Genomic DNA, 19,349 nt, shown 5'->3' with positions numbered 1-19,349 from the left:
GACAGCGCGAAAGACAAATGCTTGTATGAATAGCCAGCCGATCAGTAATAAAACATTCATAAGAAGCTCTATATCTCAAGATGCTCTTATGAATACGACGAGTTCCTGGGATCAATACAGGGACTTGTGCTGACCCGGCGAAATCAAAGGCTGCGCCCGACCGGATGGTCGACGGACGCGGCCATCAGGGTAGGAGACGTTGGGATGAACAGGTTTCTGGCTTCGGTCTCGGTGATGGCGCTCGGCGCCCTGGCGCCGTTGGGTCTGCCGAGCATGGCTGCGGCGAACGACAAGCTCGTCGAGATGGCGAAGGACGACGCCAACTGGGTGATGCCCGGCAAGAACTACGACTCGGACAATTACAGCCCGCTCAAGCAGATCAACACCAGCAACGTGAAGGACCTGAAGGTGTCCTGGACGTTCTCCACCGGCCTGCTCAACGGCCACGAGGGCGCCCCGGTGGTGGTGGACGGGAAGATGTACGTCCACACCTCCTTCCCCAACAACACCTTCGCGCTGGGCCTCGACGATCCGGGCAAGATCCTCTGGCAGGACAAGCCCAAGCAGAACCCGGCCGCCCGCGCGGTGGCCTGCTGCGATCTCGTGAACCGCGGCCTCGCCTACTGGCCCGGCGACGGCAAGACCCCGGCGCTCATCCTCAAGACGCTCCTCGACGGCAACGTCATGGCGCTCAACGCCGAGACCGGCGAGACCGTCTGGAAGGTCGAGAACTCCGACATCAAGGTCGGCTCGACGCTGACGATCGCGCCCTACGTGGTCAAGGACAAGGTCATCATCGGCTCCTCCGGCGCCGAACTCGGCGTGCGCGGCTACCTCACCGCCTACGACGTGAAGACCGGCGCCCAGGTCTGGCGCGCCTACGCCACCGGCCCGGACAAGGACCTGCTGCTGGCCGACGACTTCAACATCCGCAACGCCCATTACGGACAGAAGGGGCTCGGTACCTCCACCTGGGAGGGCGATGCCTGGAAGATCGGCGGCGGCACCAACTGGGGCTGGTACGCCTACGATCCCGGCACCAACCTGATCTACTTCGGCACCGGCAACCCGGCGCCGTGGAACGAGACCATGCGTCCGGGCGACAACAAGTGGACGATGACGATCTTCGGCCGCGACGTCGACACGGGCGAGGCCAAGTTCGGCTACCAGAAGACCCCGCACGACGAGTGGGATTACGCGGGCGTCAACGTGATGATGCTCTCGAACCAGAAGGACAAGGACGGCAAGGACCGCAAGCTCCTGACCCATCCGGACCGGAACGGCATCGTCTATACGCTGGACCGCACGGACGGCTCACTGGTCTCGGCCAACAAGATCGACGACACCGTCAACGTCTTCAAGTCCGTGGACCTGAAGACCGGCCAGCCGGTCCGCGACCCGGAATACGGCACCCGGATGGACCATCTCGGCAAGGACATCTGTCCCTCGGCGATGGGCTACCACAACCAGGGCCACGATTCCTACGATCCGGAGCGCAAGGCGTTCTTTATGGGCATCAACCACATCTGCATGGATTGGGAGCCCTTCATGCTGCCCTACCGCGCGGGTCAGTTCTTCGTCGGCGCGACACTGAACATGTATCCGGGTCCGAAGGGCGACCGGCAGAACTACGAGGGCCTCGGCCAGATCAAGAGCTACAACGCGATCACGGGCGCCTTCCAGTGGGAGAAGATGGAGCGCTTCGCGGTCTGGGGCGGCACGACGGCCACCGCCGGCGGGCTGGTGTTCTACGGAACCCTCGACGGCTACATCAAGGCGCGCAACTCGGACACCGGAGACCTCCTCTGGAAGTTCAAGATGCCCTCCGGCGCCATCGGCTACCCGATCACCTACACCCACAAGGGTGAGCAGTACGTGGCGATCTACTACGGCGTCGGCGGTTGGCCGGGCGTCGGCCTGGTCTTCGACCTGCAGGACCCGACCGCCGGCCTCGGCGCGGTGGGCGCCTTCAAGAAGCTCGCCAACTACACCCAGATGGGCGGCGGCGTGATGGTGTTCTCGCTGGGCGGCAAGGGCCCCTACGACGATCCGAACGTCGGCGAGTACCAGACGGCGGCGGCGAAGTAGGCAGCACGGCAAGGCAGCGCCCGCATCGTGAGCGCGTCCCCTTCCCCCCTGTGGGGAGGGGTCACGGGTGGGGGTGGCTCCGCTGGCCTTCGTCCGTCGAGGGTCACCCGACCACTCCCACCTCCAACGCCTCCCCACAGGGGGAGGAGGGCAGTGCCCGACGCGCCGCGGTTCGGTCCCAGAAGATTTCGACCAACAAGAACAACGGAAACGCTCCCATGTCCTTCGCTACAGCATGCCTGTCCGCCGCGGTTCTTCTCGCCCTCGGCGGGGGCGCCTTCGCGCAAGGCGATACGAAATCCGCCCCCGACGAAAAGACACTGCGGGTGTGCGCCGCCAACCAGCCGCCGCTCTCGCTCAAGGACGGCAGCGGGCTGGAGAACCGCATCGCCGCCGCCGTCGCCGAGGCGATGGGGCGCCAGGCCGCGTTCGTCTGGTCGGACAAGGCGGCGATCTACCTCGTGCGCGACAGCCTCGACAAGAAGCTCTGCGACGTGGTGGTCGGCCTCGACAGCGACGACCAGCGGGTGCTTACGACCAAGCCTTACTACCGCAGCGGCTACGTGTTCATCACCCGCGCCGACCGCGACCTCGACGTGAAGTCCTGGTCCGATCCGCGGCTCAAGACCGTCGACCACATGGTGGTCGGCTTCGGTACCCCCGGCGAGGTCATGCTGAAGGATATCGGCCGCTACGAGGAGGACATGGCCTACCTCTACTCGCTGGTGAACTTCCGCGCGGCCCGCAACACCTACACGCAGATCGATCCGGCCCGGATGGTCAGCGAGGTCGCCACCGGCAAGGCCGACGTGGCGGTCGCCTTCGGCCCGGACGTCGCCCGCTACGTCAAGGACTCCGCCCAGCCCCTGCGCATGACCCTGGTGCCCGACGACACCACCCGCAGCGACGGCCGGAAGATGCCGCAGAGCTTCGACCAATCCATGGGCGTGCGGCGGGACGATGCCGCCCTGAAGGCCGCCCTCGATGCGGCCATCGTCAAGGCGAAGCCGAAGATCGAGGCGATCCTGAAGCAGGACGGCGTGCCCCTCGTCCCCGTCACCAACTGACGCGGCGCCCGACGCGCTCGTCCCCGAGATCCGCTCCCTCGCCGGCGCCCCGACGGGCGTCCGGTCCAGCCCCGCCCGGCCGGTCAGCCGTCCGGCGTCATCAGGTCGAATTCATGCGTGATTCCCACGGCATCCTGGCCATCTGCCTCAGCCTCGCCGCGGTGCTGGGCGGCGTCGCGGCGCTGGCCCAGCCCGCCGCCGGCCCCCAAACCGGCTTCGTCTTCCGCAACACGGTCACGGGCGAGCAGCTCAACGTCGCCGAAGGCAAGGAGGGCGGCCGCGACACCCCGGCGGTGAAGGACTTCTTCCAGACCGGCAAGAACCCCTACATCGACGACAAGTCCTGCCTGCGCAACGGCGAGTCCCTCTTCGCCACCTCGTGTTCCGGCTGTCACGGCCACCTGGCCGAGGGCAAGCTCGGACCGGGGCTCAACGACAATTACTGGACCTATCCGGCCAACACCGAGGACACCGGCCTGTTCGCCACGATCTTCGGCGGCGCCAACGGCATGATGGGCCCGCACAACGAGAACCTGACCCCCGACGAGATGCTTCAAGTCATCGCCTGGATCCGGCACCTCTATACCGGTCCGGTCCAGGATGCGGTCTGGCTCAACGACGCGCAGAAGAAGAACTACACGCCCTACAAGCAGGGCGAGACCTTCCCCAAGGACGTCAAGGGTCAGTGTCCGCCGCTGGCGGAGTGACGTCCGAGGAAGTCACGGGCGCCATCCGTGAGCCACCACGGCGCAGAGCCGCAACATCCGATCACCCCAAACGCGATCGATCAAGGAGACGACCATGCGGACATTCATCACGGCCCTGGCCCTCGGTGCGGGCGCGCTGCTCGCGCTCCCGGCACTCGCCTATGACGGCACCAAGTGCAAGGCCGCCGGGAATTGCTGGGAGCCCAAGCCCGGCTTCCCCGAGAAGATCGCCGGCACGAAGTACGATCCGAAGCACGACCCGAAGGAGCTCAACAAGCAATCCGAGTCGATCAAGGCCATGGAAGAGCGCAACAAGAAGCGCATCGATGCCGCCAAGAAGACCGGCAAGTTCGAGTACGACGTCACCAAGTTGTCCTCGAACTGATCCCGGGATTCCTTTCGAGCCCTTCTGTTCGGGTCTTCGAGCGGGATCGACGGTCGTCCCTAACCCCGCGGGCGGCCGTCGCTTCGACCGCGATCCGGCCGGGCGACCTGCAGACGCGCCGTCCCGGGTCGCGGTCGTTCCTCCAAGGCGAACCATGATGAACCAGTTCCGCTCCGGCGACGCGATGCTCACCGATTGGCGCGAGGCGGCCGGCCGCTTCGAGACGACGGTGGGCGCGGCTGTGCTCGGACAGGCACGCGCGATCCGGCTCCTGACCATCGCGCTCTTCGCCCGCGGCCACGTCCTGCTGGAGGGCGATGTCGGCGTCGGCAAGACCACGCTGCTGCGCGCCGTGGCTCGGGCCGTCGGGGGCGCCTATGCCCGCGTCGAGGGCACCGTCGACATGATGCCCACCGACCTCGTCTACCACACCTACCTCGCCGAGGACGGCCGCCCCCGGGTCGAGCCGGGGCCGGTCCTGCGGCAATCCGAGGACCTGTCGATCTTCTTCTTCAACGAGATCAACCGGGCCCGGCCCCAGGTCCACGCGCTGCTCCTGCGCCTGATGGCCGAGCGCACGCTCACGGCTTTCAATCGGGAGTACCGGTTTCCCAACCTCCAGGTCTTCGCCGACCGCAACCGGGTCGAGCGCGAGGAGACCTTCGAGCTTCCCGCCGCCGCCCGCGACCGCTTCCTCATGGAGATCGGGCTCGAAGCGCCCCGGGATGCCGAAGCCCGCCGGGCCCTGGTCTTCGATCCGCGCTTCCACGACACCGACGCCCTGATCGCCGGCCTCGACGGCGACGTCCTCGACCATGCCGCCCTCGCGGGCATCGCCGCCGCGATCCAGCACGGCATCCAGGCGAGCCCCGCCATCGAGGCTTACGTGATCGGTCTCTGGGAGGCGCTGGTGCGGCCGGGGCAGGCCGGCATCCGCTTGCCCGGCCTCGACATGGAGGGCCTGGTCCAGGGCGGGGCCTCCCCCCGCGGCGTCGCCTTCCTGGTCCGCGCCGCCCGCGTCCGCGCCTGGCTGGAAGGCCGCGACTGGATGGTGCCGGAGGACGTCCGGGCGGTCTTCCCCGAGGTCATGGCCCACCGGGTCTTCCTGGAGCCGATCTACGAGCTGCGCCGGGCCGCGATCATGCCCGAGCTCTGCCGGGCCGTGTTCGAGATCGTGCCGGCGCCATGACGGAGACGGCGCAACCCGACATCGTCTACCGCCCCCGCGGGCGCCTGCCCGGCACCCGCCCCGGCGCCCATCGCGGTCGCGAGGCCGGCGGCCTCGGCACCTTTCGCGATCAGGTGCCGTTCCTGCGGATGCCGGATGCCCGCCGCATCGACGTTCGCGCGACCCTGCGCGACCCCTTCGAGGGCACCGTCGTGCGCCGCTTCGAGGCGCGCACCCCGGTGGAGGTCTGGGCACTCCTCGACCTCTCCGCCTCCATGCGCTTCACCGGCGAAGCAGACCGTATGGCCCTGGCTTCCGCCTTCTGCGTCGGCCTCGCCGCCTCGGCCACGCGGATCGGCGATGCCTTCGGTCTCATCGGCTGTGACGAGAGGGTGCGGGACGACGTGTTCCTGGCGCCCAGCCGCGCCCCGACCCGGGCCGCCGAGGTGGCGCGGCGCCTCGCGGACGCCGCCTGCACCGGCCACGGCGCCGCCGGCATGGTGGGGGCGACCCGCCGCCTCGCCGGCCGGCCGAAGATCGTGTTCCTGCTCTCCGACTTCCGGTGGCCGGAGGCGCTGATCACCGAGGTCTTCGCCGCCTTGGGCCGGCACGACCTGGTCCCGGTGCTTCTCGGCGACGCCGCCGAGGCGGAGGGCCTGCCGGACTGGGGCCTCCTCGAACTCGACGATCTCGAAGGCGCCGGGCGCCGGCTGGTCTTCATGCGACCCGCCCTGCGCCGGCGCTGGATCGCCCGCGAAGCCGCCCGGATCGAGACCCTGCGGCGCCTCGCGACGGCCCATGGCCGCCCGCCCTTCCGTCTCGCCGGCCGCTTCGATCCCGACGCGGTCAGTCGCCACCTCCTCGGCGCCTGAGGCGGACCATGCGTACCCGCTGCCTCGCCCTGATCCTCGCCCTGCTCCTGTCCGGCCCGGCCGGGGCCCAGGTCCGCTCCGTCGAGGTCCGCACGCCGCGCCCGTTCGGCTACTTCCTCGGGGACCTGGTCCGAGCCGAAGTCGACCTCGTGGTCGAGCCGGGCTTCCGGCTCCAGGCCGCGTCGCTGCCGAAGCCCGGGGCGCTCACCTACTGGCTCGACCTGCGCGACCTCGACGCGACCGCGTCGGTATACGGCGACGCCCAGCGCGTGCGCCTCGGCCTCACCTATCAGACCTTCTACGCCGCCCTCGATGCCCGCGCCCTGGAGATCCCGGGCTTCACCGTCACCTTCGTGAGCGAGAGCGATCACGGCGCCACCACCGTCAAGGCCGCGGTGCCGGCCTGGTCGTTCAACGTCTCGCCGCTGCGCGAAGTCCAGCCGCCCGCCCGGGACGACCCGCGCGACTACATGCGTCCCGACGGGACGGTCGGCCCCGGCGATCCGCGGCCCCTGCTCCTCGGCGCCGCCGGCTCCGCCACCCTTGCCCTCCTGGCCCTCGCGGGACTCGCCCGGGACCGGACCTGGTGGCCGTTCAGGGCCCGGCGCGACCGTCCATTCGCCCTCGCGGCCCGCCGGATCCGATCTCTGGCACGCCGGCCGGACCCGACACCCCATTACCGCGACGCCCTGCTGGCGCTCCATGTCGGCCTCGATACGGCAGCCGGCCGTCGGCTGCTCGCCGATGATCTCGACGATTTCCTGAAGACCCATCCGGCCTACGCGCCGGAGGGGCCGGACCTGGCCCGGTTCTTCGCGGCTTCCCGCCGGACCTTCTTCGGTCCCGGCCCGGAGCCGGAGCTCGGCGCGTTCGCCCTGGCCGATCTCGCCGCTCTCGCGCGGCGCCTCGCGCACGCGGAGCGCACCGCATGATCGATGCGCTCGCCCGCTTCTCCGCCGACCATCCGGCGCTGCTCTGGCTCCTACCTCTCGCCCTGCTGCCGCTCCTGACCTCGGCCCAGCGCCGGGTCCCCGTGGCCGCCCTGGCGGCAGTCCCGCCCGACGGCCCGTCGCGAGCGATCGGCGCCCTCCTGCGCGTGGCCGGAATCGTCGCTATCGCGGGCCTGATCCTCGCCCTGGCCGGTCCCTACCGCCGGGGCGAGACCCTCACGCGAACCGGGATCGGCGCCCAGGTCTCGATCCTGATCGACCGTTCGGGCAGCATGAACGAGACCTTTGCCGGACGGCAGCCCTCCGGCGCCGAGGAATCGAAGGCCGCCGCCTCGCGCCGACTGCTCGCTGCTTTCGTGGGCAGCCGAGCACACGACCAGTTCGCGGTCACGGCGTTCTCGACGGCGCCGATGCTGGTGATTCCCATGACCGACCGGCACGCGGCGGTCCGGGCGGCCATCGCGGCCATAGACCGGCCGGGCCTCGACTACACCAACATCGCCCGCGGCCTCGCCATGGCGCTGTCTCAGTTCGGGCCGGCCAGCCCCGCCACCTCCCGGGCGCTTCTGCTGGTCTCGGACGGAGCGGCCGTGATCGACCCGCGCGTGCAGGACACCCTGCGCGCCGCGTTCACCCGCTTGCGGCCGAACCTCTACTGGCTCTTCCTGCGCACGAAGGGCTCGCCCTCCATCTCCGATCGGCCGGCGGGCGAGGACACCCCGCAGGCGGCGCCCGAGCGCCACCTCGACCTGTTCTTCAAGAGTTTGCGGACGCCCTACCGTGCCTTCGAGGCCGAGGGTGCGGAGGCAGTGGCCGAGGCGATCGCCCAGATCGAGCGGCTGGAGCGCGACCCGATCCCCTACACCGAGCAGCGTCCCCGCCGAGATCTGGCAGGGTTCGCCTACGCCGCCAGCCTCGCCGGACTCGTGGTCCTCGTCGCGGCCAAGCTGGGCGAGGCGGACCTCCGTCGAACCCGCAGGTCGGCCGCCCCGGTCCTCGCCATCGCATCCGATCCCGCGAGGCACGCCGCATGACGATGACCGCGATCCTGCCGTGGCGCACAGCGCCACCCTCCCTCGGGCACCGCACCCGCACGCATCGCACGGACCTGCGCGAGGGCTGGCAGCGGTTGCGCCCGCGCTTCCTCGTCCTGCTGCCGATCCTGTTTGGTATAGCTGCGCTGGGCTGTAGCTACGACGCTCGGCGGATCGCGCGCGACAATGCCGCCATCCGGGCGCTCTCCGCCGGCCAGGACGTCGTGGTTCCGATCGGGTCCGCTCCGGCTCTTCTCCTGGCCCGTATCCAGCACCTCGCCCGACGCGGCGCCGTGGAGGCGATCGAGCCTCTCGTCGATGCCCTCGAGCGGCAGGGCGCTGTCGAGCGCGCCGCCCGTGCCCGCTTCGCCCTCGCCAATGCCCATCTGCGTCAGGCCTTCGACCACCTCGAGCGCGGCGACCTCGACCCCGCCGGACCCCGCATCACCCTGGCGCGCCAGGAATACCGGCGCGCCCTCCAGGCTCGGCCGGATTTCTGGGATGCGAAGTTCAACTTCGACGTCGCCTCGCGCCTCCTGCGCGACTTTCCGGAGTTCGATCGCAAGTCCGGGGACGAACTGAAGGCCGAACCGAAGAAGATCTGGACCGAAATTCCGGGCCAGCCGCGGGGCGAGCCGTGACCCTTCCCAGACTGATCCTGCGGAACCTGTCGGATGGACGCCTGCGCCTCCTCGCCGGAGCCCTCGTGCTGGTGGCCCTGGCCCTTTTCGCGCGTCCGGTTCCGTTCGCCCGCGACGGTGTCTCGGTCCTGGCGATCGTCGACATCACCGGCAGCATGAACGTCCGCGACTACGTCGGCGCCGACGGAGTTCCGACGAGTCGACTCGACACCGCGAAGGTGGCGCTGCGCGACCTCGTCGCCGGCCTGCCGTGCGGATCGCGGTTCGCCCTCGGCCTCTTCACCGAGCGCCGACCCTTTCTCCTGTTCACGCCCATCGAGACGTGCGCTGGTTTTGCGCCGATTGATGGAGCCCTCGCAGGGATCGACTGGCGCATGGCCTGGGAGGGCGACAGTCGGATCTCGGCGGGGCTGTTCCGCAGCATCGCCATGGCGGGGGAACTCGGCACTGACCTCGTTTTCATCACCGACGGGCAGGAGGCTCCGCCCCTGCCGAGCCGGGGTGGACCCGCTTTTGAGGGCCGACCCGGCGGCGTGCGTGGCCTCATCGTGGGGGCGGGTGCACCCGGTCTGTCACCGATCCCGCGCTATGATGACCGGGGCCGCGAGACCGGCTTCTACGGTGCCGGAGACGTCCAGCAGGAGAACCGTTTCGGCCCGCCGCCGGCCGATGCCGCGCAGCGCGAGGGCTACAATCCGCGCAATGCCCCCTTCGGCGCGGTCGCTGCCAGCGGCACCGAGCATCTGTCCTCGGTGCGGGAATCCTACATGCGCACCCTCGCCGGCGAGACCGGCCTCGTTTACGCGCCGCTCGACGGACCGCACGGCCTCAGCGCGCCGCTCAGGGGCGCCGCGACGCCACGCCCGGTTCCGGGCCGCTTCGACCCGCGCCCCGTTCTGGGAGCGGCTGCCCTGCTGCTGTTGCTCGCCGCCTTCCTCACACCCCTGCTCCGCGCCCGCGGATTCCCAACTTGGAAAAAGGCCTGATCGATGCGTCTCGGAGTTCTCGCTCTCGTCCTGATCTTCATCTCCGGGGCGGCCCTCGCCCACGGCCCGACGCCGCAGAAAGTCGACCAGAGCATCGTCATCGCTGCCAAGCCGGATGCCGTCTGGAAGGTGGTCGGCGAGTTCGCGGGCATTGGGTCCTGGCACCCGGATGTCGCCAGGAGCGAGGGCAGCGGCGGCAATGGATCCGGCGGCCAGCGGAAGGTCACGCTCAGGGCGGGTGGCATCCTGAACGAAGGGCTCGACGAGATGAGTGCCACCGGGCGGAGCTATTCCTACCGCCTGTCCGATCCTGATTTGAAGGCGCTTCCGGTCTCGTCCTACTCGGCCACCCTTACGGTGTCCCCCGAGGGCGACGGCTCCCGGGTCGAGTGGCTCGGCCGCTTCTATCGGGGCGATACCGGCAACGAGCCGCCGGAGGACCTCAGCGACGAGGCCGGCCGCACTGCCATGAACCGCTACTTCGCAGATGGTCTGAAGGGTTTGAAGGCGAAGGTCGAGGGGAACGCCACTCCATGATGGGGGCCCCGGTGATTGGACGAGGCATCTGGGTCGGCCTGATTCTCGGCCTCGCGCCCTGTATGGCCGGAGCACAGACCGTCTACGTCGCGAGCCAGGGCGCCGGAACCCTGGTCGCTCTGGCGCCTGGATCCACGTCGGGCGGCGCGCCCCTCGCGGTTGGGCGCGGCCCGGCCCAGATAGCGGCGGGTCCCGGGGGGCAACTCTACCTCACACATCCGGATACGGGCCAGGTCACGCTCGTCGATGAACCCGGCGGGTCGATCCGGCGGACCTATCCAGTGTCCGGACAGCCCTTCGGCATTGCGATCTCGGCCGATGGCGCGCAGCTCTACGTCGGTGACTGGGCCGGCAACCGGGTGATGCGGCTCTCTGCCGAAAGCGGCAAATTGGAGGGGACGGTGCCGGTCGGCCGCGAACCGGCCGCCCTCGTTCTCGACGGCCGAGGCACGCTGTATGTAGCCGACCGGGAAAGCCGGCAGGTCAGCGTCGTCGACACCACCGCAATGGCGCGCGTCGCGACGATTCCTGTGGGTGAGGCGCCGTTCGCGCTGACGCTGAGCCCGGCCGGCGACAGGCTCTACGTGGCCAACGTGCGTGGCGGCACCGTGAGCGTCATCGACACCGCCAACCGCCGGACCGTCGCGACCTTCGCGGTGGGCGGCATGCCATACGGGGTGGCCGTGAGCCCGGACGGCGCTCGGATCCTCGTCACCGACCAGCGGGCCGGAACCCTGGTCGTCGTCGATGCGGTCAGCGGCGCGTTGGTGGCCGCCGTGCCGGTCGGGCGCTACCCGGAGGGCGTGGCGGTAGCCGGCCACCGGGCCTACGTCGCCAACTGGTTCTCCGATTCCGTCTCCGTCATCGATCTGACGACGCTGCGCGAGACCCACCGGATCGCCGTACCCGAGGGTCCACGCAGCCTTGCGGTTCCCCCCGGAGCCGGCCGATGAGGCACGCTGCCGTTTCTGCGCCGGCCCTGCCCCTGCTCCTTGTGCTGGCCCTGGGCGTGGCCGCCTGCGACGGCGGCGAGCCCGCGCAGGAGGCGACGGTGGTGGCGACGAAGTCCGATGCTGAGGTACCGGCTTGGCTATCGCCCACCGACGGCATGGAGCCGGCGCTCTGGCTTGCCCGGCGCGAGCCCGGACAGCCGGCGGCCGGCGTACACGTCCGCAGCGACCACCTGCGTCACAGCCTGGCACGGGCCGCCGAGACCTTCATCGAAGATCCCCGCATGATCGCCAACCGCACGGTGCAACTCGGGCAGATGCTCGCCGAGGCCGACGCGCCGGAGACCTATGCCGACCTTCTCGACGGTCTCGAGGAGGCCGCGGCCCCGACCCACCGCAAGCAGCTCTACGGCGAGCTGTGCCAGCACTACTACAACCTTCGGCAGCAGGGATTGGACAGGGCACAGACCCTCGCGCGTCTGACCGAGCGCTACGCCGCGCAACCCGCCGCACCGGCGACCACGCCATGAGGGCGCAGCCGACGAGTATTCTCATCGCAGACGACCACCCCGTAATCCTGAGGGGCTTTCGCACCCTCATGGAGGATGTCGGCATCGACACGATCCACGAGGCGACCACCATCGTGGAGGCCTACCGGGCCTTCTACCGGCAACGTCCGGGCATGGTGATTGCGGACCTCACCTTCGGCGACCATGGCGTTTCGGGCCTGTCCCTGATCCGGCGCATCCGCGATCTGGAGCGTCGGACACGGATCCTCGCCTTCAGCATGCACGACGATCCCACCATCGTGGCACGCGCGTTGGAAAGCGGAGCGAGCGGCTATGTCCTCAAGGATGCGCCGGCTGCGGAATTCCTCAGGGCGTTCGACCAAGTGCGCAGCGGCGGAAGCTACCTCGATCACGACCTCGCCCTGCGAGTGGCCATGCTCAACGCCACCGCCCACCGCTCGACCGCCGTGAATCTCACGGAGCGCGAGCTGCAAGTCCTCACCCTGATCAAGGAGGGAAACTCCTACCAGACGATCGCCGACAAGCTGTCGATGAAGTACAAGACCGTCGTCAACATCATTTCGGCGATCCGCCGGAAATCTGGAACACACAGTTTCGCCGAGCTGATCAGCTTTTCGATAGGGGCCATTAGATAAATTAAGAGCTACTCGAACAATCGAGCTGCAAGATCGCGAGTAGATAAGACGCCATCATCTCGGCTCACACGACGCCCTGGCTCGTCACCTGCCTTGCTCGACCCTCGCGGCTGTCTTCGACCTTCCGTCGACCAGCCACTATCGGGAAGGCCTATTTAATAGCGGTAAGGCCTGTCGGGCCTTCGTCCCGAGCCTTCCTTGGCGGCCCCGTCAGTGGGGCGCTGCCGATAAGAGTCTTCGTCGCAGCCATGCTGGTGGCACTGCCGCCCACCAACGGCTCATGCCCGCGCCTGAACCTCAGCGCACCCAAGGCATGCCCTGCTCGGCGAAGCGCCGCATCTCGGCCTTGAACGGCTGAAATTGCAGCATGAAAAGCTCGATGCCGGCGGCATGGAAGGTGCGGATGCGGTCTGAGACAGTGTCGTAGCTGCCGACGAGGCCAGCCGCCGTGCCGCCGTTAATCCCGACGTGGCGGGAGGCCGCCGCGTCGGTCTTGGCAAACATCACGCTGGCCGCATCGGCGCGCGTGCTCGCGCTCCGCCTCGCGAGCTTGCTACGAAGAGGGCGCGCTGCGCGAAAAGCTGTTCCCGCGCAGCGCCCCGATCCTCAACGCGAGCCATCCCGGCGCGGGCTTCCGCCGAGACGTGGTGAAGAGCTCGGTCGCCATGTAATGACGAAGGCAGAAGGCTTCCGGCTCGTTGCCAGCCACCTCTCGATGTCTCCGAAGCAAGCGTCCTGTGTGGATGGCTCCCGCATTGCAAGGGGCGAATTGAGGTTCTGACGCGCTGGTCGGGTGCAGTCTTGTGTCCGGCCTATTGATGCAGTCGTTCATGTGACCGCTGGCCCTGATGGTATCCGCGAGCTGGGTCCCACTCTGCTTTGCGGGCTATGACGCCCTGGACGTTCGGCGGGGTGTCCCGGCTCCCGGTCTGACCGGTTCGCCATCAACTCTCATCGTCCTCGCAACCTGGAAAAATCTCCTTGCCGTGCTGTCAGGCGGCCGTGGCCGCTGGTGCGCGGTAGGTGCCGCCGCGGGTCATGATCGCCCAGGCGACCCGCGCCGTGCGATTGGCCGCCGCAACAGTCACCACGCGCACCGGCTTGCGCTGCAGCAGCGCCGGCAGCCGCGGGTCGACCGAAGTCGGCGTCGCCTTCGCGCGCCGGACCAGAGAGGTCATGCCGACCACGAGCAGGCGGCGCAGGTAGCGATCGCCCATGCGTGAGATACGGCCCAGGCGCTCCTTGCCGCCGCTGCAGTTCTGCAGCGGTGTCAGCCCCAACGAGGCGGCGAACTGTCGACCGTTGCGGAAGCGCTCGGGCTCGCTCACCGAAGCGGCCAGCGCGGTCGCCGAGACGATGCCGACACCCGGAATCGTCGCCAGGCGCTGCGACAGGTCGCTGTCCCGATGCCAAGCCAACAACGCCTTCTCCAGCCGGGTGAGCTGGATCTGCACGGCGCCGATCTGATCGGCCAGCCCGGTCACCACCCGCTGGGCCAGGGGTGGCACCTCGGCCGCGTCTCCGGCCGAGAGCCGGGCCGCCAGTTCGAGCGCATGGCGCAGGCCCCGCGCCATCTCGATCCCGAACTCGGCGAGCAGGCCGCGGATCATGTTCACCAACTGCGTGCGTTGCTTGACCAGCAGGTCGCGCGTCCGGTGCAGCGCCAGCGCCGCCTGCTGCTCGGTCGACTTCACCGGCACGAACTGCATGCTCGGGCGCGTCACCGCCTCGCAGATGGCGGCGGCATCGTTCGCATCGGTCTTACCGCGCTTCACATACGGCTTCACGTACGCGGGCGGCATCAGCCGCACGTCATGGCCGAGCCTGATGAGTTCCCGGGCCCAGTGGTGGGACGTTCCGCACGCCTCCATGCCGACCAGACAGGGCGGCAGCTTGGCGAAGAACGGCACAACCTGCGCCCGCCTCAGCGCCTTGCGAACGACGACCTGCCCAGCTGCATCGACGGCGTGAACCTGGAAGATGCTCTTGGCCAGATCGATGCCGACGGTGGTGATCTCCATGGGGATGGCTCCTACATCTGCGTAGCTGCTGCTTCGACAGCAACCACATCTTGGCACCGAGATGCCGTCAGTCGGAGCGGGAGCCATCCACCCCATCTGCTTTCTCAACTCGGCACCCGAAAGCAACCGGGCAACTATCTACCCAACCCAGACGCAGGCCCTTGACTCTTCGGCAGCCTGGAGACGTATTCTCAAGGATCCAAAATGGGTCGAGAGTTCGCATTCGCCGGTCGCGCTGGCCGCGCGCTCGGCGGTCATGTTAGCCTATCTGCGTGATGCACCTCAGCACGCTCCAGGACATTGCCTACGGGGCACTCGACCACAGTGTGACTCTGTGGGACTAGGCCTTGCACGACTCGATGCGAGGGCGCGGATTCCAGTCGCGCTTGTCCCGTTGGATCCATCGAGAGATGTGGGCGAAGTGAGTATTTCTGACCTCCCTCGGTGCGGTCACCCGCCTGATAGAGGGGTGGTTGGAAAGCTCGAGGCGGTCCCGGGCGGCGCAGCCTTCGCTCTCGCCGTTCTCGACGAGGCCATCGCGACGATCCGCGCTCAAGGTATCGCACAGCCCTAAGCATTTCACGCGGCGGCGTGCGACCGACTGACGGTCAAGGGCTCGCAGCTGACCTCCTCGATATACCGTGACCTCGCCAGCGGGCGGGAAGTCGAGAACATCGTCGGCGACCTCGTAGGGTGCGCGGAAACGGGCATCGGCATACCGCTGCCCACCGCCTCCAACGCCAGCCTCGGGGTCTGCTGAGGAAGCCTCCGCAGCGCCTGAGTGCTCTTCGACTGGCCCGCTTCATCAAGGCCATCCTCGCGACCCTAAAGGTGCTTGAGGCCGAAGCTTTCCAACAGCGGGAGTAGCTCGTTCCGCGTATGCGAACGATGGCGATATGCCTGTTCCTGCGCCGCCGCGGCATCGCCGGCGCGGATCGCCTCGATGATCTGCTGGTGTTCCGCCACCGACGCTCCCAGTTCGCGCCGGAGCTTGAGCGTCAACATACGGGCGCGGTGCGCCTGGTCGGTGATCGTCTGATTGATCCGGATCATGCGGCCGTTCCCCGCCCTTTCGACCAGCGTGCGATGAAAGCATTCGTCCGCATGGCCCCAGCCGGCAGGATCACCGGTTTCCGATGCGGCTGACATGGCTTCCGTGTGCGCGGCCAACTCCAACGCAGCCAACTCGCGTGCCGCCTCCGGCATCTGCGCAAGCAGGGCTGCCGCCCGTCCTTCGATGGCGATGACGACATCGTAGATCTCACGCATGTCCTCCGGCGCCAAGGCGCAGATCACGATGCCCTTCCGGGGCAGGATTCGCACGAGACCATCCTCCTGAAGACGGATGGCCGCCTCGTGTACGGGCGTCCGGCTCATGCCGAGTCGTAACGCGATCTCCTGCTCGGACGCCTGATACCCAGCCGGGAAGCGCGACTCCCGGATCTCCTCCTTCATCGCCGCATAGGCATCATCGACGAGGGACGGGCGCCGATCCGCGTCCGCGAGTTTCTCGGCACGTCCTCGAACCATCGCCACCTCCAGCGTTCCAATATCAGTACCATCTTCCATGGAAGCTACAATGGGAGGATTAACAGCAGTCTTCGTTCGCCTCTAACTAATGCCATCTTGCATGGAAGTTGGCGCTCAAGACTGATTCGATTGCGGGCCTTCCCTAGGAGGAAACGCTGGATCGGTCGCTCAAGCAGGCGACCATGCGCAGGTGGCCTGCCCCCATTCGGTGGCCCAGGTTCGAAGTCAGTGCATCGTCGGTCGCGTGACGATGGCGGGGTGAGCGAGCGGCCCTGAGCCGCTCGGTTCGGATGGCCAGACGACGACCTCGGGCGCAGGCGGCTGATAGCCGAGCGACGAGTGCGGCCGGATGCTGTTGTCGTGCCTCCGCCATTGCTCGATCACGACGCTGGCCTCTTTCAGGGTGTAGAACACCTCGCCGTTGAGGAGTTCATCGCGCAGCTTCGCGTTGAAGCTCTCGCAATACCCGTTCTCCCACGGACTGCCCGGCTCGATGTAGGCGGTTGTCGATCCCACCGCCGCGATCCAGTCCTGAACGGCCTTGGCGATGAACTCCGGCCCGTTGTCCGAGCGGATATGCCCCGGCACCCCGCGCAGACTGAACAAGTCCGAGAGCACGTCGATCACGTCCAATGCCTTCAGCTTACGAGACACGCGGATGGCCAGGCGCTCGCGGGTGAACTCGTCGATGACGTTCAGCATCCGGTACTTGCGTCCGTTGTGCGTGCGGTGCTCGACGAAGTCGTAGGACCAGACGTGGTCAGGCCGCTCGGGCCGTAGTCGCAGGCAGGCGCCGTCGTTGAGCCAAAGGCGTGCCCGCTTCGGCTGGCGAGCCGGGACCTTGAGCCCCTCGCGCCGCCAGATCCGTTCGACGCGCTTCACGTTCACCGTCCAGCCGTCACGTCGGAGCAGGGCCGTGATCCGACGGTAGCCGTAACGTCCATACTGCAGCGCCAGGGCGACGATGGCGCCCGTCAGAGCAGCTTCGTCCTCGACCACCACGGCGGATTTGCGCTGCGTCGACCGATGCTGGCCCAGAACACGGCAGGCGAAGCGTTCGGACACACCATGCTCGGCCACGACGAAGTCGACACAGGCCCGGCGGCGAGCCGGGCTCTGAAGTTTCCCGAGGCTGCCTCCTTCAGGATGAGCTTCTTCAAGGTCAGATCGGAGATTGCTCGACGAAGCCGCTGGTTCTCGGTCTCCAGAGACTTCAACCGCTTGACCTGATCCCCCTTCAGGCCACCGTACTCGGAACGCCAGCGGTAGTACGTGACCTCGGTCACCTCGATGGACCGGATTGCTTCGGCAACTTTGCGGCCCTGCGAGACCAAGACATCAACTTGGCGCAACTTGGCGACGATCTCCTCAGCCGTATGCTTCTTCCGTCCCAGGAACATCCGCCACATGGCGCGAAGCCATACCTCAGGGAGGACCACTCTCCAGGAGGCAGGCCACGACCAACCCACAACGACGCTGGAGGGCGCTGCAGCAAAAGCAATTCTTGTGGTCATGGACCTTTTGGATGCGAAAGAGCTGGTCTGCGAGATCTCAACCATCTTCTACGGCGAGCCAGGAGCTTTGATAGACGCCAGCGCGAAGCGGCATACCTAAACATGAGCAATGTTTTTCAGTTCCCTCCGAGCCGCCATGCAGCTGCGAGGCAGATCCCGCGCGAAGAGTTCGAGCGCTTGGCCGAACTTGCGCTCGATGTCGTCGACCGGATCGTCGCGCTTCTCGATGAGCCAGATGAGAAGCTTCAGTGTGCCGCAACCCACGAATCGCGTGTCGTATCACTGCGGGGACGGTCGCCTATCTCAAGCGAGCACGAGACGCAGCCTTAAGTCGGAGCGTGCGCTTTGGCGACACAGCCACCCGTGGCTACATGGTGGCGACACACTGGATCACCCGCTCGTTCAGAGCGGCGCCAACCTTTGAAAATTCCATAAGATGCAGTAGGTTAGTTGGAGCGGGCGATCGGGATCGAACCGACGACATTCAGCTTGGGAAGCTGACGTTCTACCACTGAACTACGCCCGCGCGACGCGGAAAGGAGGCCGCGGCGGTGGCCGTGAGGGCCACGAGCGGGACCATATCAGACCCGCACCCGTTGTCCACGGGTCGGCGGCCTCAGGGCGAGTCCGGGGGCGCGTTCACAAGGCTTGGGGTTTCCGTTAGGTTCCGGCCGCCTTCCCGACTTGGCCGGCCCGGGCGCCCATCGAGGTGTTGCATCGGCCGGTCGTTCTCCATCCGCCCCCATACAGGATGCCAACCCAGCGCATGATGGCCCGCACGTGACGACGATCGACGAAACTCCGGCCCCGAGCCGAAGTGCCCGCCTCATCCTAGCCTCCGCCTCGCCTCGGCGTCTCGCGCTCCTACAGCAGGTCGGTATAGAGCCCGATGCTTTGCTGGCAGCCGATATCGATGAGACCCCGCGAAAATCGGAGACGCCGCGTGAACTCGCACGCCGCCTCGCGCGTGAAAAGCTCGCGGCGGCCGGGGCCGCGGCACGGCGGCGGGACGATATGCGCGAGGCCTTCCTCCTCGCCGCGGACACGGTCGTGGCCGTCGGGCGTCGGGTGCTCCCCAAGGCTGAGTTGCCGGACGAGGCAGCCGATTGCCTGCGGCTGCTCTCTGGGCGCCAGCACCGCGTCTACACCGCCGTCTGCCTGCTCACGCCTCAGGATGTTCGCCGTGAACGGGTGGTCGAGACGAGGGTGCGCTTCAAGCGCTTGTCCTCCCGCGAGATCGAGGCTTACCTCGCGTCAGACGAGTGGCGCGGCAAAGCCGGCGGCTACGCCATCCAGGGCTTGGCCGGGGCTTTCGTGGTCAAGCTCGTGGGATCGCACAGCGCCGTGGTCGGTTTGCCGCTCTACGAGACCGTCAGTCTCCTGGACGGCGAGGGTTTTCCGGTCCGCAACGCTTGGGGAGGTCCCGCATGAGTGATCTGACCATCGGCCGCAGGCGCGCTGGACCCGCCAAGCCCGACCCGTGTCCCATTTGCAAGAAGCCGTCTGAGCTTGCTTTCGTGCCGTTCTGCTCCGCCCGCTGCGCCGACATCGATCTCGGCCGCTGGCTGACCGATCGCTACGCCATTCCGACCGCGGAGGACGAAAACGAGGACGCCGACGGCCTCGATCCGCGACCGGATCGCACCGTCTGACGGTCGCCTCCTGGACGCAAAAAGCCTCCGGTAAAATCTCTTCCGATCCAGGCTGGACAGGCCGCAATCCACCCCCTATACC

Annotated in this window: 19 protein-coding genes, 1 tRNA gene and 2 pseudogenes; 16 read left to right on the top strand and 6 right to left on the bottom strand. The window is 67.7% G+C overall.

Annotation, left to right across the window (positions count from 1 at the left end; translation table 11 throughout):
• The first annotated feature begins 204 nt into the window (after window positions 1-204).
• The 14 genes from AC1MGR_RS23140 (at window position 205) to AC1MGR_RS23075 (ending at window position 12,550) form a co-directional block, all read left to right on the top strand.
• Window positions 205-2,088, top strand: coding sequence for a methanol/ethanol family PQQ-dependent dehydrogenase (locus tag AC1MGR_RS23140; RefSeq protein ID WP_055954725.1), 1,884 nt, complete (start codon window positions 205-207; stop codon window positions 2,086-2,088).
• A 218-nt stretch (window positions 2,089-2,306) separates the two neighbouring features.
• Window positions 2,307-3,155, top strand: a complete 849-nt coding sequence (gene moxJ, locus AC1MGR_RS23135) for a methanol oxidation system protein MoxJ (RefSeq protein ID WP_055954728.1) — start codon at window positions 2,307-2,309, stop codon at window positions 3,153-3,155.
• 113 nt (window positions 3,156-3,268) lie between these two features.
• On the top strand, window positions 3,269-3,862 hold the full coding sequence (moxG, locus tag AC1MGR_RS23130; RefSeq protein ID WP_108039691.1) for a cytochrome c(L), periplasmic: 594 nt from the start codon (window positions 3,269-3,271) through the stop codon (window positions 3,860-3,862).
• Between the two features lie 94 nt (window positions 3,863-3,956).
• Window positions 3,957-4,247, top strand: coding sequence for a methanol dehydrogenase [cytochrome c] subunit (locus tag AC1MGR_RS23125; protein ID WP_108039693.1), 291 nt, complete (start codon window positions 3,957-3,959; stop codon window positions 4,245-4,247).
• Between the two features lie 157 nt (window positions 4,248-4,404).
• Window positions 4,405-5,436 carry an AAA family ATPase gene (locus tag AC1MGR_RS23120; protein WP_108039724.1) on the top strand — a complete coding sequence of 344 codons (1,032 nt, stop codon included), beginning with the start codon at window positions 4,405-4,407 and terminating at the stop codon, window positions 5,434-5,436.
• Window positions 5,433-6,287, top strand: a complete 855-nt coding sequence (locus AC1MGR_RS23115) for a DUF58 domain-containing protein (protein WP_471770710.1) — start codon at window positions 5,433-5,435, stop codon at window positions 6,285-6,287. Before AC1MGR_RS23120 ends, AC1MGR_RS23115 begins: the two co-directional genes overlap by 4 nt.
• Window positions 6,288-6,295: 8 nt before the next feature.
• On the top strand, window positions 6,296-7,219 hold the full coding sequence (locus tag AC1MGR_RS23110) for a nonribosomal peptide synthetase MxaA (protein WP_480233089.1): 924 nt from the start codon (window positions 6,296-6,298) through the stop codon (window positions 7,217-7,219).
• Window positions 7,216-8,271 carry a vWA domain-containing protein gene (locus AC1MGR_RS23105; RefSeq protein WP_480233088.1) on the top strand — a complete coding sequence of 352 codons (1,056 nt, stop codon included), beginning with the start codon at window positions 7,216-7,218 and terminating at the stop codon, window positions 8,269-8,271. Before AC1MGR_RS23110 ends, AC1MGR_RS23105 begins: the two co-directional genes overlap by 4 nt.
• The gene (locus AC1MGR_RS23100) at window positions 8,268-8,912 is read left to right on the top strand and encodes an MxaK protein (RefSeq protein ID WP_480233087.1); all 645 of its coding nucleotides are present in this window, start codon (window positions 8,268-8,270) and stop codon (window positions 8,910-8,912) included. The genes AC1MGR_RS23105 and AC1MGR_RS23100 overlap by 4 nt, the downstream gene beginning before the upstream one ends.
• Window positions 8,909-9,898, top strand: a complete 990-nt coding sequence (locus AC1MGR_RS23095) for a VWA domain-containing protein (RefSeq protein ID WP_480233086.1) — start codon at window positions 8,909-8,911, stop codon at window positions 9,896-9,898. The genes AC1MGR_RS23100 and AC1MGR_RS23095 overlap by 4 nt, the downstream gene beginning before the upstream one ends.
• A 3-nt stretch (window positions 9,899-9,901) precedes the next feature.
• The gene (locus tag AC1MGR_RS23090; protein ID WP_480233085.1) at window positions 9,902-10,435 is read left to right on the top strand and encodes an SRPBCC family protein; all 534 of its coding nucleotides are present in this window, start codon (window positions 9,902-9,904) and stop codon (window positions 10,433-10,435) included.
• Window positions 10,432-11,388: a YncE family protein gene (locus AC1MGR_RS23085; protein ID WP_480233084.1), complete on the top strand. Its 957-nt coding sequence runs from the start codon at window positions 10,432-10,434 to the stop codon at window positions 11,386-11,388. Before AC1MGR_RS23090 ends, AC1MGR_RS23085 begins: the two co-directional genes overlap by 4 nt.
• Window positions 11,385-11,915, top strand: a complete 531-nt coding sequence (locus AC1MGR_RS23080) for a hypothetical protein (RefSeq protein ID WP_480233083.1) — start codon at window positions 11,385-11,387, stop codon at window positions 11,913-11,915. Before AC1MGR_RS23085 ends, AC1MGR_RS23080 begins: the two co-directional genes overlap by 4 nt.
• Complete coding sequence (locus AC1MGR_RS23075; RefSeq protein WP_480233082.1) at window positions 11,912-12,550, top strand: response regulator transcription factor; 639 nt, start codon at window positions 11,912-11,914, stop codon at window positions 12,548-12,550. The genes AC1MGR_RS23080 and AC1MGR_RS23075 overlap by 4 nt, the downstream gene beginning before the upstream one ends.
• A 297-nt stretch (window positions 12,551-12,847) precedes the next feature.
• Here AC1MGR_RS23075 and AC1MGR_RS23070 read toward each other — a convergent pair.
• The 6 genes and pseudogenes from AC1MGR_RS23070 to AC1MGR_RS23045 form a co-directional block, all read right to left on the bottom strand.
• A pseudogene (locus AC1MGR_RS23070) lies at window positions 12,848-13,075 on the bottom strand (LLM class flavin-dependent oxidoreductase); the annotation flags it as partial.
• Between the two features lie 467 nt (window positions 13,076-13,542).
• The gene (locus tag AC1MGR_RS23065; RefSeq protein ID WP_480233081.1) at window positions 13,543-14,571 is read right to left on the bottom strand and encodes an IS110 family RNA-guided transposase; all 1,029 of its coding nucleotides are present in this window, start codon (window positions 14,569-14,571) and stop codon (window positions 13,543-13,545) included.
• A gap of 825 nt (window positions 14,572-15,396) precedes the next feature.
• Entirely contained in the window at window positions 15,397-16,101 is a 705-nt protein-coding gene (locus AC1MGR_RS23060; RefSeq protein WP_480234878.1) for a GntR family transcriptional regulator, read from the bottom strand.
• A 225-nt stretch (window positions 16,102-16,326) separates the two neighbouring features.
• Window positions 16,327-17,495, bottom strand: a pseudogene (locus AC1MGR_RS23055) (IS3 family transposase).
• Between the two features lie 216 nt (window positions 17,496-17,711).
• Entirely contained in the window at window positions 17,712-17,879 is a 168-nt protein-coding gene (locus AC1MGR_RS23050) for a hypothetical protein (protein ID WP_480233080.1), read from the bottom strand.
• 187 nt (window positions 17,880-18,066) lie between these two features.
• Window positions 18,067-18,141 (bottom strand) — tRNA-Gly (locus tag AC1MGR_RS23045).
• 254 nt (window positions 18,142-18,395) lie between these two features.
• On the opposite strand from AC1MGR_RS23045, the gene AC1MGR_RS23040 reads away from it, so the two are divergent.
• Both AC1MGR_RS23040 and AC1MGR_RS23035 read left to right on the top strand, forming a co-directional pair.
• Window positions 18,396-19,046 carry a Maf-like protein gene (locus AC1MGR_RS23040; protein WP_181259610.1) on the top strand — a complete coding sequence of 217 codons (651 nt, stop codon included), beginning with the start codon at window positions 18,396-18,398 and terminating at the stop codon, window positions 19,044-19,046.
• On the top strand, window positions 19,043-19,267 hold the full coding sequence (locus AC1MGR_RS23035; protein ID WP_480233079.1) for a DNA gyrase inhibitor YacG: 225 nt from the start codon (window positions 19,043-19,045) through the stop codon (window positions 19,265-19,267). Before AC1MGR_RS23040 ends, AC1MGR_RS23035 begins: the two co-directional genes overlap by 4 nt.
• The last annotated feature ends 82 nt before the right edge of the window (window positions 19,268-19,349 follow it).

The sequence above is a fragment of the Methylobacterium sp. BI1 genome (genome assembly GCF_056680125.1).
Note: the sequence above shows the minus strand (reverse complement) of the source record. Positions and strands in the feature narration are given on the sequence as shown.

Coding starts and splice junctions, on each gene's coding strand:
- AC1MGR_RS23105 (WP_480233088.1), top strand. CDS start 7,216: ATGATCGATGCGCTCGCCCGCTTCTCCGCCGACCATCCGGCGCTGCTC.
- AC1MGR_RS23120 (WP_108039724.1), top strand. CDS start 4,405: ATGAACCAGTTCCGCTCCGGCGACGCGATGCTCACCGATTGGCGCGAG.
- AC1MGR_RS23085 (WP_480233084.1), top strand. CDS start 10,432: ATGATGGGGGCCCCGGTGATTGGACGAGGCATCTGGGTCGGCCTGATT.
- AC1MGR_RS23080 (WP_480233083.1), top strand. CDS start 11,385: ATGAGGCACGCTGCCGTTTCTGCGCCGGCCCTGCCCCTGCTCCTTGTG.
- AC1MGR_RS23140 (WP_055954725.1), top strand. CDS start 205: ATGAACAGGTTTCTGGCTTCGGTCTCGGTGATGGCGCTCGGCGCCCTG.
- AC1MGR_RS23065 (WP_480233081.1), bottom strand. CDS start 14,571: ATGGAGATCACCACCGTCGGCATCGATCTGGCCAAGAGCATCTTCCAG.
- AC1MGR_RS23100 (WP_480233087.1), top strand. CDS start 8,268: ATGACGATGACCGCGATCCTGCCGTGGCGCACAGCGCCACCCTCCCTC.
- AC1MGR_RS23090 (WP_480233085.1), top strand. CDS start 9,902: ATGCGTCTCGGAGTTCTCGCTCTCGTCCTGATCTTCATCTCCGGGGCG.
- AC1MGR_RS23110 (WP_480233089.1), top strand. CDS start 6,296: ATGCGTACCCGCTGCCTCGCCCTGATCCTCGCCCTGCTCCTGTCCGGC.
- AC1MGR_RS23075 (WP_480233082.1), top strand. CDS start 11,912: ATGAGGGCGCAGCCGACGAGTATTCTCATCGCAGACGACCACCCCGTA.
- AC1MGR_RS23125 (WP_108039693.1), top strand. CDS start 3,957: ATGCGGACATTCATCACGGCCCTGGCCCTCGGTGCGGGCGCGCTGCTC.
- AC1MGR_RS23060 (WP_480234878.1), bottom strand. CDS start 16,101: ATGGTTCGAGGACGTGCCGAGAAACTCGCGGACGCGGATCGGCGCCCG.
- AC1MGR_RS23115 (WP_471770710.1), top strand. CDS start 5,433: ATGACGGAGACGGCGCAACCCGACATCGTCTACCGCCCCCGCGGGCGC.
- moxG (WP_108039691.1), top strand. CDS start 3,269: ATGCGTGATTCCCACGGCATCCTGGCCATCTGCCTCAGCCTCGCCGCG.
- moxJ (WP_055954728.1), top strand. CDS start 2,307: ATGTCCTTCGCTACAGCATGCCTGTCCGCCGCGGTTCTTCTCGCCCTC.
- AC1MGR_RS23035 (WP_480233079.1), top strand. CDS start 19,043: ATGAGTGATCTGACCATCGGCCGCAGGCGCGCTGGACCCGCCAAGCCC.